We start from the raw sequence: 15,261 nt of genomic DNA on the forward strand, positions 1-15,261 counted from the left end.
GGGCGTACATTGGTGCAGACTGCTCATTGGCGCGCGAAACGGCCGCTCACGTTTCACATAGATCGTTCATGGTTTGGATCTTCAGCGCAAGCGGCGGACGTTCAACGGCCGCGGCTCATTGACGTCTGTGGCGACCGAGCCGCCTCAAGGGATTACCAGAAATGAAACAGAAGGAGTCGGCTGGCCCATTTGCCTACTGAGGTTACCGGCGCAACGGGGCCGCAGCCGATGCCGAGCGGCCAGTGCGTCACGCTCACTTTCTATGGTATGATCGGAGCTTCCTGCGCGCTGAATGCAATCCGCCGAGGTCTATGCCAATGGAATTTGTTCTTGTGCCAGGACCCATGGTTCGTGCGTCTAGCCTTGAGCCAACCGCGCGCCATTTAGAGGGACTGGGATATCGTATTCAACTGCCCGACGTTCTGGCGCATCGGCATACGCCACCCGCCTGGAGGGAGTGGACCTCCCATTTGGCGGCCCTCGTGGACCTGAGTCCGAGGGCCGTCCTCGTTGGGCACAGCTCCGCTACCGCATTGATCGCTGATCTGGCAGCGAGACTGCCGTGCCGCTGCTTGATCATGGTCGACGGCGAAGTGCCGCCGTCGAAGGGACCAGTCGCCCCGATTAGACCGGCATTGCGAGAGCTCATCGAGAGGTTTGCAAGACCAGATGGGACGCTTCCGATCTGGTCCAGGTGGCAAGGGGATCAACGACGCGAGGCTCTCCTTGGGCTCGATATCTTAGGGCGTGCCCCCTCCGCGCTAGCTGCCTTCGAAAGCGACCTGCCTGAGTTTTCGATCAAATGGTTCGACGATATCATCGAGCTTTCTGAGTGGGACCACATCCCGGCTGGGTTCATTCAAACGTCAGCAATCCATGATCATTCGGCTGCTGAAGCCCGACATCGCGATTGGCCGGTCGTACGGCTGGACGGGACGCATCTTCACCCGACTCTCAGTCCGGCCGAAACTGCAGACGCCATCGTTGCCATGTCCAAGGGACTGGTTCAAAACCTCGATCCGTAGTGCAGAGTTGGTTGCCTAATCCGTCAGCTGGTCAGGACGATTCTTCGGCATGGCAGGCGTCCTTCTGCGCCCGGCCGACGCCAGCAATCCCGGCGGCGGCTCAATTTCGATTGGTCCGACGTCGGGTTGAGGCCGCGCAGAATTTGCGGTGCTGTTGACGACTGGAAAGTGTCAAGAGCTCTGAGCTTGAAGTAAAGTCGGTCAGCGCCTTCGTAGTTTGAATGGCGCCGTAACTGTGGCCGGGAGAGCCCATGGAAAAGACGCGGGACGCTCAAGGAACAGCACCGGCACAGAACCCGCTGGAGGACCAGCTCGTCACCCTTGATCGGTCGGCACAGGGACGCCCCAGCCACCTCACTCCGACTCAACTCGCGGCCCATCTGGCTTGTCCCCACCTCACTCAACTCGAGCGCCAGAGGCGTGAGGGGCTCCTGCCTATCGAGTACAGCCCCGACCCACGCCTCGAGGCGCTCCGTGAGCGAGGCCGCCAGCACGAATCGGCCTATGTCGAGAGGCTGCGAAGTGCCGGCCGCTCGATCTGCGACCTGCGCGACGAGCGCGATCCTAGGGCAACCCAGCGAGCGATGGAGGCGGGCTTCGACGCTATCGTGCAGGCTACGTTAGCCAATGATGTCTTCAGCGGTATTGCGGACGTGTTACTGCGCGTCGGCAGCACGATTTCGTCATTGCCGGGCTACGCCTACGAGCCGGCCGACACTAAGCTTTCACTTCAGACCAAGCCAGGCATGATCCTGCAACTGTGCACTTACGCCGAATTGCTGAAGCCGATGCAGGGGCTGGAACCCGAATCCATCCACGTCATCACGCCCCTTCAGCAGGAAACCTACCGCACTGCGCAGTTTGCGGCGTACTACCGTCTGGTACGTACCCGCCTGTTGACCGCAGTAAGCGCAGTTCCGGCGCCGAGGACGTATCCGCAACCTGTGGCTCACTGCGACGTCTGCACCTATTGGCGCTATTGCGACCAGCAGAGGCGCGCCGACGACCACCCTTCCTTGATCGCAGGCATCAGCGGCGCTCAAGTGCGTGAGTTCCAACAGCAGGGACTTCCCACGGTTACTGCCATTGCCCAAGGAGAGGGTCGGCTTCCTGACAAGCCCAAGCGAGGCGCTGAAGAAACCTACCGACGGCTCGGACAACAAGCCCGGTTGCAAGTGGCAAGCCGAGGTGCCGAGATGCCGCAGATCGAGGCGCTTGCGCTTGAGCCAGGCCGCGGCCTGGCAAGATTACCAGAGCCTTCGGCCGGCGATATTTTCCTCGACTTCGAGGGCGATCCATTCGTTGCCCCGCATGGCCTGGAATACCTCACCGGGGTGTGTTTCACCAATAAGGCCGGAAACGTCGAGTTCAACCAACAGTGGGCCCTACAGACGGGTGAGGAGAAGGTTGCCCTTGAGGCCTTTATCGACTTTGCGCTGGCTCGCGTGCAGGAGCACCCCGGGACCCATGTCTATCACTTCGGCGCTTACGAGCCCGCGGCCCTGAAAAGGCTCTCAGCCCGCCATGCGACCCGGGGATCTGAGCTGGACCAATTGCTACGCGGCCGGCGATTTGTGGACCTGCACGCCGTTGTGCGCGAGAGCTTTCGCATAGGCGTGGAGCGCTACGGTCTCAAGGAACTGGAAGCCTTGCATGGCTTTCAGCGCCGGCTAGACCTTCGAGACGCCGGAGTCGCGCGGCGCAACCTCGAACTAGTGCTTGAACTGGGGAATATCGAAGTCGTCCCAGACGAACTTCGTGACCGCGTCGCGGCGTACAACGCGGACGACTGCCTCTCCACCGAGAGCCTACGTGGTTGGCTCGAGCGCCAGCGCGACGAATGTTTCGCGCGCGGCCAGTACATTGATCGGCCGGTGCCCGGTACGCTGGCGCCAAGTGAGGACGTCAGCGCTCGCGATCAGCGCATTGCGTCGCTCCGGGACGTCTTGCGGCAGGGCTTGCCTGCGGACCTCGAAACCTGGACGGCGGACGAAAGGGCGCGGGCGCTCCTCGCTGCGATGCTCGGGTACTACCGTCAGGAAGAAAAGAACGCCTGGTGGGAGTTCTTTCGGCTTCGCGATCTGCCCGACGATGAACACCTCGACGAGCGACATATGCTCGCCGGGCTTGAGTTCGTCGAACGTCTTCCAAAAAACGGGCGCGAGCGGAATGCGCGATGCCGTTTCCGTTTCCCCATCCAGGAAACCGCTGTCGATGTCGGTGACACCGTCGTATGGCCGCTGCCCGCAGAGTCGGGCCAGGAACCTCACACGATGAAAACCACGGTCGAAGCGCTCGATCTCGACGACCGAACCATCGTGTTGAGCATCAGCGAGAAGGCCATGCAGTCCCTCCCTGCCTCGGTTTTCAAAGATCCGGTGGTCGGTGCCAAGCCGCTCGAAGAGGCCGTGCTGGCTTTCGCCGAGCATGTCTGCAACAGCGGGTTCGATCACGACAGCCCCTACGCCACTGCGGGTGAACTCTTGCGAGCACGTCCGCCGCGCCGGATCGCTGGCGTCGGCTACGAGCTCCGCCGTGCCGATGAAGAGGCTGGCCGGGCGCTGGTGCGCCTGTCTAACGAAATCGATGGCGGCGTGCTGCCCGTCCAGGGGCCGCCCGGAGCCGGCAAGACGACGCAGGGCGCCAATGCCATCCTGGCGCTCGCCGCGGCGGGCAAGAAGATCGGTATTACAGCGGTCAGCCACAAAGTCATTGACCACCTGTTGGTTGCCGTGGGCGAAGCTAACAACGATTCGCACAGCCTCCAAAATCTGCACTTGGTGCACAAGGATGATGAGCACGACGGTGTGGATGGCATTGAATTTGCCAAGTCGTCAGGCGAGGCGCTCGATCGCATTGCCCCGGGCACCATCGTCGGTGGCACCGCTTGGCTGTGGGCGCATCCTGATGCTATTGGCCGCCTAGACGTGCTGGTCATCGACGAGGCAGGACAGATGGCTCTGGCACAGGCGCTCGCGGCCGCGCGTGCGGCCCGCAATTTGCTGTTACTCGGTGACCCGCAGCAGCTTGAACAGCCCACGCGGGGCGCCCACGAAGACGGCGCGGACGTTGCTGCACTTGTGCACCTGCTAGGTCCCGGGCAGGCGACCCTGCGCCCCGACCAAGGTCTGTTCCTCGACCGCACTTACCGGCTGCACCCCGCCATTTGCGCGTTCACGTCGGAGGCCTATTACGAAAGGCGGCTGCAGTCTAATCGCGGTTTAGAGCGCCAACGTATCGATGGCGCCACGCTGTTCGCCGGTGCAGGGCTGTTCCTGGTGGAGGTGGCCCATCAAGGCAACCAAGCCCAATCCCTCGAAGAGGTTGAGGCCGTCGTTGCGATCGCTCGTTCGTTGCTGCAACCCGGCAACACGTGGACAAACGCCGATGGGGAAGGCCGCTTTTTGGAGCTGGAGGACATCCTAGTCGTCGCTCCCTACAATTCTCAAGTAAGTGCGCTGAGGCGTGCACTCGCCAGCTTTGATGTAGTCCGCGTCGGGACTGTTGACAAATTTCAGGGCCAGCAAGCGCCGGTAGTGATTTATTCGTGCGCTAGTTCATCACCCGAAGAGGCGCCCCGCGGCATGGCATTCCTGTATGATCCCCATAGGTTCAATGTGGCGACCAGCCGGGCGCGCGGCACGGTGATCGTTGTGGCGAATCCACGTCTCTTCGAACCCGATTGCCGCACGCCCGAACAGATGGGCTGGGCGAGCGGATTCTGCCGGTTTGAGGAGTTGGCAAGAAAGGTGACGCTACTCGAAATCGGCGGGGTTGGTCGTCTTCAAGGCCAGTAGAGGTCTAGAGATTATTTCAGGGCAGCCCGGAGCGGTGGCGAGCAACGTCAGGCGAGCCGCTGATAGCGGCTCGTCTCTCCTCATGTACAACTAGTCGCCTTTGCGGAGATTTGCCGTACCTCCGCTCCCCAAGGCCAAGGAGTAGCGCGTCGCTATTCACCGGAGTTCGGATGGCGAATGTCGACAGGCACATGCGCAATCTTACAGATCTCCTCAACGAGGAGACGTACCGCTCGCCCTTGCCACTCGATTTCATCGATCGGAGATTCCCAATACTCCGATAGGACGTAGGCCAAATGGCGCGCCTTAATGCTCAGGCCCTTCACAGTATTGGCAGGCGTTTCCATGATCGCTCGTTCGATCGGATCAAGGCAGGCCAGTAACGCCTCGTCATGTGCCGTAGCGTACTCGTCAGCTTGCTTCGATTGGTCGGAAACGCCGCGATCGAGCTCTGCCGCCAGCGCAATGAATTGTTCCTCAAGCGCCGAGAGCGTAGCGTCTGGGTCTGACGACATCACAGAATCAAGACTGTTGAACGAAATTCGCGTGTCCATTTGAGCTCCGACAGAGCCATTTGCGCCGCACGGCTTTGCAGCCGCTCTTTTCCTCTACCCGCTTCGTCTCCGGGTATTCGATGATGGTCTTCGTTCACCTCGGGTTGACCCATATTGCAGGTGGTTGTGCCGGCGCTCGGTCTTCTCGAGGCTCACTTGCTTGAACCTCTCGCCTCGACTTCATCGCTGGCCTCCAAGGGCATGCGCATTCAGAAACCGCCCCACAACTCTGAAAGAGAGACGGTATTTTTGTATTATAGGTTATAACCTATGGAATTTCCAGCCCCCCTTTGGTCCTACCGTCCAGATGAACTGGTCGGACCCAAAAGCGGCGCGCGGCGTTCTCGGGGAGAACGTTAGGCGGCTTCGGAAAGCAAAACGGTTAAGCCAAGAACGCTTGGCCGAGCTGACCGGGCTCGACCAGCCGCATATCAGCGAGATCGAGGCCGGGCTAATTAACCTCACTCTCGATAACGTCCAAGCGCTGGCTGTAGCGCTGGGCGTTGAGCCATCCGATCTGCTGAAAAGGCCTTGCTAGACGAGAACATTTTGAAATGCCGTTGATGAACCGGCGGGGAAGTAAGTCGATCACTCTTCCGTCCGAGCATTACGCGCGCCGGCGCTGGGGCTCGTCCGGCTACGAACCGGGCTGCTAGTCTGGCCGCTCACCTTCTGCGCATGGGCCTCGTACCGGCAACCTTCAACACGGTTGATGCTGTTCGCGCCGATTGGACGCGGAGACCGCCCCGATCGCATAGCGGCTTAGCACAGCGGAGACTCGGTGCTGTGCGAGCGTTTGGTGGTTGTAGCGCAATCGACCCATGTAGCCGCGTAATTATTGCAGGAGTGAGTCGCGCCGATGACGAATGCGAAATTGAATGGCCTCTGCAGGAAGCGAGCACACGCTAACTTCGAATGTCGCTGTGGCCTAGCGCCAGATGCACTTGCACGCCTGTCGACGCAAAGACGCGGCGATCAGTTCTCAGTCGAGCTGCCATCATTCCGGCCGAGGCTGAGGCAGCGCAACTGGGTAGGTACGGTGCAAGTATCGCATGACCACCGCAGGAGCGACGGAGAAGCTAGTCGTCACCAAATAGCAGATTTGCCGTTGGCACGGTGTCACCACTAGCGTGGTCTTCCGCTGCTGCTTCGACGTTTGACAGAGCCCCCGCGAGTAATGGATTGCCACCCAAGGTAATGTCGCTGCCCGCCTTCGTTCCTTCTCAGAAGAACTTGCAGTTCAGCAACCCCGAATAGGTGGCGCCAGACCTTTATCTGGGTCTGGGCCCGGCGCGCTGCGGCGTCACCGCGGTGCGGCCGAGAACCTCTACCGTCGAGCCCACTGTTTGCTGCCTGCTCTTGTCCTCCGCATCCCGGCCCTTAGACATATCCTTCGTCTCCTCACAAACGGCACCAGAAGCATCGGCACACAAGCAGTAGGCCCGCACCGTCATAGTGTTGACTTTGTCCATCCTGGCGATGAGCTGATTGCCGATCGCGCGACACGCTTCAGGGCTTTTCGTTTCGATCTGGCTCGTGCTCTGGAGCGTCCAGTTGACCTTGGTCTCGAGGTCCGCCTTGGATAGTCCCTTAGGATCGAGCGGAGGTTGCCCAACGAAGTATAGGATAAGAAGAGTCGTCGGAAGATCCGCCATCATGAGCCCCTTATTGGCCGACCGGCCGTAAATTTTGCAATTGTTGCCGGATCTGTTGCAGTGAAATTTGCTGGTCTTCGAGAATGGAGATCGTCGACGTGACCTGACGCGCGCGGTTTCGTTTGAAACCAGCGCCGCCCTCCGGCAATGTTACCAAGTCGTACTTGGCCACAACCGCTGGCTTTTTCGTGAAGACGATATTGAGCGTCTCATCGAGCTGGTAGTACCCACCGAGTGTAGCGAAATCCGCGCCCGGCGGGAATGTATACGTGTAGCTGGCCGTGCCGTTGAACTTCACGATTACCTGTGCCGTAAACTTGGGGTTGTCGATTGTTGAGCCTGCGGTGGCAGTCGCCTGCACGGAACGGTAAAGCCAATCTTTGATCGCCAGGTTTTTGGTCAGTGAATGATAGGAGATCGTCTCTTTTTCGCAGGGTAGGGCGTTGTCGAGGATGAGCTTTTCCGAATCGAAGTTGAAGTCAACACTGCCGGTGCGATTTCCTCGCATATCGAGGGTGACGCCGTTTCCCGTTCCCAACACCCAGTTCGAGAAACGCGTCGTCGCGGTCGCTGGCACCTTCCGGGTCAGGCCGGCACCGGGGACGATATCCGCTTCCGATTTCGGATTTAGGGTAACCGCGATCTTCCAGTTTCGCGCGTTGAACAATTCATGCGGCACTTCACGGTCGAGCGCGCCGAGCGCATCCTGAAGCTCGCAGGCCGAATGAAGCATTATCTCCCGCATCGGGAGCGCCCAGTCCGGGGCAATGTCCGGCATTATGGCGCAACCGCCGAGGCTGCCCCCAAGCACAAGCGCTAATCGTCGCAATCCTATCACGTTCCCCCCACCCGCCTATCCGTTACCGATGCAACCCCTCAAGCCTGCTTATAGTTTCGGTGCTGCGCAGCACCTCCCATCGCCTACTGCAAGCCGTCCGCTGCGGTACGCTCTTGCTGCAAGGAGACGTATCCCGCCCACCATCCCCGCCAGCGATCGAACGCTGGTCCACTCTCGAGTCGATATGCGAAGACTGCCGAGCCGCCACCGCTATCGATGTTGCAGGTGATATCGTGAGCGTGGTTTGCACTCTCGGCTTTTGGCGTACAAGATACGATCTTGTAGCCGGGCTCTGCCTGGAAGCGTGATTGATAGGTTTTGGAATGCGATGCCAGCGCGACCGGGTGATCGTCTTTGGTTTCCGAGATAGTATAGCTGCGTTCGAGCTTTGCTGGTCCCGCCGGCAATTTCGCAGACTCATTGTCGATCTCAATCGATTTCTTCGCATCCACAATTAGCTCTTCCTGAGAGACCACCCAGCAGCGCTTGTCGGACGGGATCTTGTCGATGTGCTGATACAGGGTACTTGCGACCAGCTCCGATGCGGGAATGAAGAAGTTCACGCCGTTTACCTTGCGCGTCTCGCCCCCGATCGTCCAATCTACGATCCCTCCCGATGCGACGCCCAAGAGATAACCATGATCTTCAAAGACTGGCCCGCCGCTATTGCCGGGATTCATTACGGTGTCGGTCTGCCAACGTATCTCTTTTGGAGGCGAGCCTTGATTGCTGACCAAGCCGCTCGCAATGCTAAGGTCCCGGTCGACCGGAAAGCCAAGCACGAGCACTGTCGTACCCATCGGCGCTTGTGATGGCTTCAAGACGATGGGCATCGGACAACGTTGTCCGCCCGCGTCGGAAACCGGCGCACCCAATTGAAGCAGCGCCAAGTCCCGCTGCTTATCGCGTTCCAGAACGGTTGCGGCTAATGGATTGGTCAAGCGCGACTTGAGCCGAACGTACAGGTCCAGCCGCTTGTAGTTGTTCGCGTCCGGGACGACATGGCTATTTGTAAGAATCAGCGTCTCACCGATCAAGAGACCGGAGCCGGCCCCGACTTCTTGTTTATCGTTGAACAAGGTTCCGATCGTCTCCACATGGGCGACGCGGGCGTCGTATTTTCCGGCAACCTTTACCGCAGCCGCATCAGCAAGGGCGCTGGCGGGAAAACTTAGCGCGGCCAGGAGCGCTAGCCGGGCTTGCCATAAAAGGTTTGCAGCGCCTCCCTGTCGAGGTCGCTCAGCTTTCCGTCGCCGTTCCATATCGGGTTACAATAATTCATGATGGATTGAGGATCGTACTTCGTAACCTTGTAGTCGCCGTCCGTGCCTTGGGCGTCTTTATGGCACTCCGGAGGAGCGTCATCCCGGTTTTGCTCATGTGTAAAGCCCAAGGCGTGCCCGAACTCATGGGCGGCGACGGCATAGACGCAAAACTCGCGGCTCGTCTGGCAACTCTTACTCCAGTTTTTGAAAGCGAAATTGAGGACCATGCCATCGGGACGCTGGTCGAGATATTTACCAAGAGCCTTCGTGTGAGCGCCTTCATCTGCAATGCGGATATGGATCCCGGGCGTATCCTTTGCGCATTTTCCCCAACCTTCAAATTTTATGTTCGAGTAATGCTGCCAAGTCTGTTCTGCGGCTTGTCGCACGATCAGACGATAAGGCGCGTCGTCCTTAGCCGAATTTTCCCAACAAACCTGAATGTTAGAGCGCTCCCACTTGGAGTCTCTCAAGACAGTTCCGAAAGCTTCTTCCTTGCTGACACCGGCTGGGAGCGCGGCTTGAGCTCGCGCCTTCGAGTGGTCAACCACTACTGCGCCGCTCATGACGACGCTAAACAATACAGGCCTTAAAAAACTAATCGGCGAAGGCATGCGAAGCCCGCGGATCGAAAACGATGTTTCAAAACAAGACAACCAAAAGTTGGCATAGATCAGCAATGAGCGCAAGAGCGACTTGGTGGGCTTCAACGGCTTGAGACGTCCTGCCAAGGTGCCATGATGGTCTGCTGGCAGCATCTCGGTCCATTCGGCGGCGGGGCGGTCTGCGTGAAGTGGGTCGTTGCGGCCATCGCGCGAGATCACCTAGACCTGTGGCTAGTCCTCGAGGTTTGCGTCCGCTCGTGCGGCAGAGCTGGGTGACTTCGATCGCGGTCACCCGCCCGGGGGAGCCGACGATTTCGGCGGGCACGGCTGAACAGTAGCCGCCGCCCGCTCCGATCTGAAGAACCCGCTCACCGAGGGCGATATTGAGGTGCTCCAAGTTGCGGGCCCAAAAGCTCGGCATCCCATTGTTGAGCTTCCGGCTCAGGTCGATCGAGATCAGGCCGTCGTAATCGCGCCAACTCGGGAATGCCAGGTTCGGCAAGCGCCTGAACGAGGCGAATTCCCGTGTGAGCCTCGTACGCCATCTGGTAGGGCAGGTGGGCCTTTGGCTGACCGAAGTTCGTAAAGATCTGGACAGGCGCGCCTAGACGGTCAGCCGCCACTGACCATCGTCCGTCGCGAGCACAGGGCGCAGTTCACCAACGTCCCGAACGCGGTCTTTGCGGACCCCCAGTCTTTCTGTCGAGGCCAAGGGCGTCCTCGGCCATCTTTTGTCGAGTCCCCGCAAATGGCACGTCCGCCTGGATCATATCGGGCGAGCCCTCGTCGGCCGCAAGAAGCTCCAGCGAATTTTCCGAGAGTTGATCGCCACTGACTACGTCACACGCGAAGCGCAACGAATTGTCGACAGACATCGGTTCGGTGAGATCGATTACGTCGCCCGCGACATGCCGGTCTCTGTGGATAAGTCGGTGCGTCCGCGGGGCCAAAAGGGACCTGCGTATAAAGACTCACCGCAGGGCCCTCAGAGACCTGCCTATAAAGGACTATATAAAAACGGATCCAGTCTGCCGGGAGCCTGCGTTCTTTAAAGGTTGGTCGGACACAATCGGCGTGACGCGCGATCAGATGGCCGAGCTCCGGGATGACGCGCGCCTTGATCCCAAGATCGTTACGCTCTTCGACGACGTCGCTGAAGGTTGGGAATTGATAGCCGCGCTCCCGGACCAAGCACGGGACGAGTTGCGCCAACGCTACAGGCGGGGTGGGCTCGACCGGTTTGCGATCGTAGAGCTCCGGACCCCATACCGACATTTGCTAGGTGGCGGTCGCCAGAAAGGCAGGTAAGCGATCGGGATGTTGGGAGGAACGCCTATATTATGCTCGGTGCAGTGACGTGACGAAGCTCTAGAACGCTAGGGGAGCCCGCGCGGCGGTCAAGGCGGCCGAACCGGAAGCTATGCCGTGTATCGTCCTTATCTCCCGCTCCCGCTGAACATACGCTGCGGGGCCCAGAGCGGGCCCAGGAGGCTGAAGCGACTAGGATCGGTCCCTCGTCGCGCCGATCTCCTTTGAAACACTCCAAGGCCATCCGGAAGGCTGGAGAGCTTTTGAACCGAGGGTACGCCAAGGCGCAATAGTCGGGGCATTGCTCGGAGACAGTCGGCACCTGGCCGGAGCTACGACAGCGGTTCGGTGCGAAATCGTTGATTTGCGCGGACCGCGCCTGTTTGCCAATCGTTAAAATAGTCGTTATGGCTCAGTGCCAGATTTCAGGGGTAGAAAACTGGCAAACGCCTTGATTCGTTAATCTTTTTTCTCTTCCCTAGGGAGCGCCATTTCCGGCGCTCAACCCTTCATGTCTGACCTGTAAGCGCGGCTCCGCAGCCTCGCGGCGCGCTGTCGCGTCCGAGCTTTGCTCATCGGGGCACCCTTCAGAGAGAAGGGCGCAGGGAAGGCCGGGTGCGGGCCGCACCCATGGCCCGCCTGCAGAAAGAAAAGCAGGCGGCAGTCACCACAGGATTGGCCGAACAACCGGCCTTCCCTGCGCGATGGGTTGAACGGCTGCTCCGTGCTCTCCCAGGGGACCGGGCTTGCTTGCCCCCGTCATCGGGATGTCGCCGACCAAGACACCAGCGTCGGGGTGTCGGGACCACACGGCTTGACCGTCCGCGAGGGGCTCGTTCGTCCGCACGCGAAACGCGCACTGCGATCCCAGGCGGCCACCGCATCTCCCGCTCCACGGTCCGTGACGATCGCGAAACGCCCCTTCAGCGAGCAGGAGACGGCGGGGAGCATCGATCTGATTTGCCCGACGACACAAGCGGAGAGTTGCCCGACGGAATGCGGCAAACTGGCACGACGGGCAGTTTGGGCATGGGTGCGATGCGGGAGGCGATTTGAGGGCGGTGAGTTGAGTGCGGCGTACCAAGATCTGGCATCTGGGGCGCTTGCTGCCGATGCCGCCGTGCGGCAGCTCTGCAATCGGATTGAGCGGGATCATTGCAAATGCAACGGCGCGGGAGCGCGCTTTCTGTCGGCAACATAGATCGGCGCATACGATTTCGTCGCTTGATATTTCACAAGCTTAGCATTTCGCATCTTTGCGGCCGAGCAAACATGGAGTAATCAAAGAACGTTTCTCGGGGAAGTTGATGACACCAAAGATTGTCACGATATTCAATAACAAGGGCGGCGTCGGAAAGACTACGTTGACCTTTCACTTGGCTCACGCGCTCGGCGAGCTTGGAAAAAAGGTCCTACTGATCGACCTCGATCCCCAGTGCAATCTGACGATCTTCTCGCTCGAAATGGAGCGCATCCATGATATCTGGGCCGCAGAAGACGACTTTATTGAAGATTTTGCTGCGACTAGAAAACGCACGCCGGCACGGAATTTCCAGGCGATGCTTCAGGAGCCTCGATCAATTCACTTCGACCTTAAGCCCACGGAAGACGGCACTGCCGAGATCGACAACTTGCCTCCGCCTATCAAGCTGGCCGAGAACGTCGACCTCATACCTGGCCGCCTGACGCTTCATCTCTTCGAAGCAAAAATCGGAGAGCGATGGAGCGGCATCTACCAAGGCGATCCCCTGGCTATTCGAACGGCAACGCGGGTGCGCCAAATCGCTTACCAATTTGCCCAGATTAACGGGTATGAACTCGTGATCTTCGATACATCACCGAGCCTAGGCGCTCTCAATCGGCATCTGCTGACGTTGGCAGATGGCTTTCTTATTCCCTGTGCGCCTGACTTATTTTCGGTTTACGGTATCCGAAACATAGGCAGCGCTCTCCGCCTTTGGCGCAAGCAGTTTGACACGATTTTTCAGTTGCTGTCAGATTCAAAGCGCGATCAATTTCCGAAGAAGTTTGTCAAACTCATCGGATATACGATCTACAATGCGAAACGCTATAGTGGTCTGCTCAACGATCTGGATCTGGCCACCGCACATTATCACTATGCCCAGCAGATACCTCAGACGATCTCCAAATTCATCGATGCCGAAAATTCATTGCCGTTCAAAAAAGTCTTGGCTGGCTCGATCGGTGGAACAGCAGTTATTCATACTCATAACACCTTTCCTGGGATGTCGCAAAAGTATCACAAGCCCATGTGGAAATTGCCGAGCATCGAGCTTCAACCTGAGGATAGCAGCACGATCGGCGGCAACCGAGGCAAGTTCGAAGCGACCCAAGGCAGCTACCACGCTTTTGCTAAGGACTTTCTTGAAAGGGTGGCTAAGCTTTGAATCCAGACGCAAACGATGGGCCAGGCAGCGATGTAGCAGCGGGTTCGGTGGAGTCGGTAGTATCTGGCGCCGCGAGGACAGGGGCTGCAGCTCAGCCATTGCCGGCCCCAACTGATGCTGAGTTGGATGCAATTGTATCGGCCTACGGTACCATGACCCATGACTTGAGGATTTTCATGTCCGGGGTTGAGCAGTACATTGGCGAGAACCCGCGTCTGACCGTTAACGGCCATCGGCTGGTGCACTCGTCAAAGAGTCGTCTGAAAGATCCCGGGCACCTGCGAGCTAAAGTCGTTCGTAAGGCTGCCGAAGGCAAGGCTATCACGATCAACGACTTCTACTCCAAGATAACAGATCTTGCAGGAGTTCGCATATTGCACCTGTTTCAAGAGCACTTTTCTGAGATTGACTCTGTGATCCGCAGGAAGGTGGATGAGGGCGATTGGTTCCTCGCTGAGCGCCCTAAGGCATATACTTGGGATCCTGAGGCGGCCGCCTACTTTCATAGGTTTGACCTCGAGGTTTCGGAGAAATCGACTTCTTACACCAGTATCCATTATCTGGTGAAGCCTCGCGCGGATTCGAAGCTGTGCTGCGAGGTTCAGGTCCGCACCTTGTTCGAAGAAATTTGGGGTGAAGTTGATCACCAGATTAACTATCCAGTCCCGACCGAGAATGTTTCGCTACGGGAGCAGATCAAAGTGCTTTCAAAGATTGTAGGTGCAGGGAGTCGTCTTCTAGATTCGCTGCAACGAGTCCAACAGGCCAACTGAGGGCGATCGCTTTGCGCGTCTCGTATATCAGCATTTGATGCAAACTCTGCGGAAACGCTCGAAAATGCGTGAGTAGTTGCATCTGCTCTTCCATCGAAATAGGTGCTAAATTTTCAGTACTTCACATCGGCGCGTCGGGTTGATCTGCTAATCATCTTATGATCAGTTAAAATGTATTGATGGCGAAACGCAGTAGTATTTTTATCTCGTCCCAATCCTATTGCAGCCGCACCGGCAAATTCAGCGGCCCCCGAAACCCAAACCCGTGCCACCGCACGCTGGCCGCATCCACCAGCTTCATCCTCGGAAACCGCTCGAACAGCATCGGCAGCAAAATCGCGCCGACGGTGCGGCGGGAGAGGTGGGCGCCGGCGCAGTGGTGGGGGCCGTTGCCGAAGGCCTGGTGGGGGTTGGGGTCGCGCAGGGCGTTGGTGGTCTCGCCGTCGGTGAACAGCTTCTCGTTATGGTTGGCGGAGGCCTGGATGGTCATCACGGTGTCGCCCTTCGGGATCAGGCAGCCGCGGATCTCGGTGTCCTCCATCACCAGGCGTGAGCTCGCCGGGCTCGGCGCCACCCAGCGCACACCTTCCTCGAAGACCGATCGTCATTTGTCCTGCGCGCGCACAGCGGCGAGCTGCTCCGGATTGGTGAGGAGGCCGTAGAGGATCGTCAGCAGCGCGTCGCGCGGTTCGTTGATGCCGCGGCAGCGGCCTCCGCACAGGAATGTGCGAGACGGGACGTTCGCCCTTCGAGCCCGCCGCTACGGCGTCCAGTTCCCCGGGCCCAGCAGGGTCGGAGGAATGAGCGCGCCGGTCATGGCGTGGATGAAGTGGAATCTCGAGCAGGCCGGGCAGCTCACGGTCTCGAAGGTCACGGTCTCGAACCGACAGTCGTCCTTCGGCTGGTGCAGGATGGCATCGACCTCGGACCCTGTCTGGGGGCAGCGAAATGTGATCGGACAATCCATCATCCCATCTCCGGTGCAGACTCGAAAGTTGGGTCGCCGCAGGTTGCGCCTGATTCTCCGGTATTG

Annotated in this window: 10 protein-coding genes and 2 pseudogenes; 5 read left to right on the forward strand and 7 right to left on the reverse strand. The window is 58.9% G+C overall.

The window, feature by feature from the left end; all coding sequences use genetic code 11:
• Positions 1-317 precede the first annotated feature (317 nt).
• The gene (locus tag QX073_RS28745; RefSeq protein WP_316226749.1) at positions 318-1,025 is read left to right on the forward strand and encodes an alpha/beta hydrolase; all 708 of its coding nucleotides are present in this window, start codon (positions 318-320) and stop codon (positions 1,023-1,025) included.
• Between the two features lie 251 nt (positions 1,026-1,276).
• On the forward strand, positions 1,277-4,822 hold the full coding sequence (locus tag QX073_RS28750) for a TM0106 family RecB-like putative nuclease (protein WP_316226750.1): 3,546 nt from the start codon (positions 1,277-1,279) through the stop codon (positions 4,820-4,822).
• Between the two features lie 152 nt (positions 4,823-4,974).
• Here the strand turns inward: QX073_RS28750 and QX073_RS28755 are convergent, their stop codons facing one another.
• Positions 4,975-5,376, reverse strand: coding sequence for a hypothetical protein (locus tag QX073_RS28755; RefSeq protein WP_316226751.1), 402 nt, complete (start codon positions 5,374-5,376; stop codon positions 4,975-4,977).
• 307 nt (positions 5,377-5,683) lie between these two features.
• Here QX073_RS28755 and QX073_RS28760 point away from each other — a divergent pair, with 307 nt between their 5' ends.
• Positions 5,684-5,914, forward strand: a complete 231-nt coding sequence (locus QX073_RS28760; protein ID WP_316226752.1) for a helix-turn-helix transcriptional regulator — start codon at positions 5,684-5,686, stop codon at positions 5,912-5,914.
• 1,127 nt (positions 5,915-7,041) lie between these two features.
• Here the strand turns inward: QX073_RS28760 and QX073_RS28765 are convergent.
• The 4 genes and pseudogenes from QX073_RS28765 to QX073_RS28780 all read right to left on the reverse strand — a co-directional run.
• Positions 7,042-7,809: a hypothetical protein gene (locus QX073_RS28765; protein WP_316226753.1), complete on the reverse strand. Its 768-nt coding sequence runs from the start codon at positions 7,807-7,809 to the stop codon at positions 7,042-7,044.
• Positions 7,810-7,952: 143 nt separating this feature from the next.
• Positions 7,953-8,948: a serine protease gene (locus QX073_RS28770; RefSeq protein ID WP_316226754.1), complete on the reverse strand. Its 996-nt coding sequence runs from the start codon at positions 8,946-8,948 to the stop codon at positions 7,953-7,955.
• Positions 8,949-9,058: 110 nt separating this feature from the next.
• Entirely contained in the window at positions 9,059-9,958 is a 900-nt protein-coding gene (locus tag QX073_RS28775; RefSeq protein ID WP_316226755.1) for a matrixin family metalloprotease, read from the reverse strand.
• Positions 9,959-10,046: 88 nt separating this feature from the next.
• Positions 10,047-10,160, reverse strand: a pseudogene (locus QX073_RS28780) (protein-L-isoaspartate(D-aspartate) O-methyltransferase); the annotation flags it as partial.
• Positions 10,161-12,354: 2,194 nt separating this feature from the next.
• Between QX073_RS28780 and QX073_RS28785 the strand changes: the two are divergent.
• A complete protein-coding gene (locus tag QX073_RS28785) occupies positions 12,355-13,455 on the forward strand; it encodes a ParA family protein (RefSeq protein WP_316166837.1) in 1,101 nt (366 codons plus the stop codon).
• A gap of 176 nt (positions 13,456-13,631) precedes the next feature.
• Positions 13,632-14,228 (forward strand): RelA/SpoT domain-containing protein, encoded by a 597-nt coding sequence (locus tag QX073_RS28790; RefSeq protein WP_316166839.1) that lies wholly within the window; start codon positions 13,632-13,634, stop codon positions 14,226-14,228.
• A 217-nt stretch (positions 14,229-14,445) separates the two neighbouring features.
• Here QX073_RS28790 and QX073_RS28795 read toward each other — a convergent pair.
• A pseudogene (locus QX073_RS28795) lies at positions 14,446-14,928 on the reverse strand (cytochrome P450); the annotation flags it as partial.
• Positions 14,929-14,988: 60 nt separating this feature from the next.
• Positions 14,989-15,195, reverse strand: a complete 207-nt coding sequence (locus QX073_RS28800; RefSeq protein WP_315753977.1) for a hypothetical protein — start codon at positions 15,193-15,195, stop codon at positions 14,989-14,991.
• Positions 15,196-15,261 lie beyond the last annotated feature (66 nt).

It is taken from the genome of Bradyrhizobium sp. SZCCHNS3052 (assembly GCF_032484495.1).
GTDB lineage: Bacteria > Pseudomonadota > Alphaproteobacteria > Rhizobiales > Xanthobacteraceae > Bradyrhizobium.

What these genes read in the sequence shown, in the direction of transcription:
- QX073_RS28765 (WP_316226753.1), bottom strand. Translation starts at nt 7,809, where the DNA reads ATGCCGGACATTGCCCCGGACTGGGCGCTCCCGATGCGGGAGATAATG.
- QX073_RS28785 (WP_316166837.1), top strand. Translation starts at nt 12,355, where the DNA reads ATGACACCAAAGATTGTCACGATATTCAATAACAAGGGCGGCGTCGGA.
- QX073_RS28745 (WP_316226749.1), top strand. Translation starts at nt 318, where the DNA reads ATGGAATTTGTTCTTGTGCCAGGACCCATGGTTCGTGCGTCTAGCCTT.
- QX073_RS28755 (WP_316226751.1), bottom strand. Translation starts at nt 5,376, where the DNA reads ATGGACACGCGAATTTCGTTCAACAGTCTTGATTCTGTGATGTCGTCA.
- QX073_RS28750 (WP_316226750.1), top strand. Translation starts at nt 1,277, where the DNA reads ATGGAAAAGACGCGGGACGCTCAAGGAACAGCACCGGCACAGAACCCG.
- QX073_RS28760 (WP_316226752.1), top strand. Translation starts at nt 5,684, where the DNA reads ATGAACTGGTCGGACCCAAAAGCGGCGCGCGGCGTTCTCGGGGAGAAC.
- QX073_RS28790 (WP_316166839.1), top strand. Translation starts at nt 13,632, where the DNA reads ATGTCCGGGGTTGAGCAGTACATTGGCGAGAACCCGCGTCTGACCGTT.
- QX073_RS28800 (WP_315753977.1), bottom strand. Translation starts at nt 15,195, where the DNA reads ATGGATTGTCCGATCACATTTCGCTGCCCCCAGACAGGGTCCGAGGTC.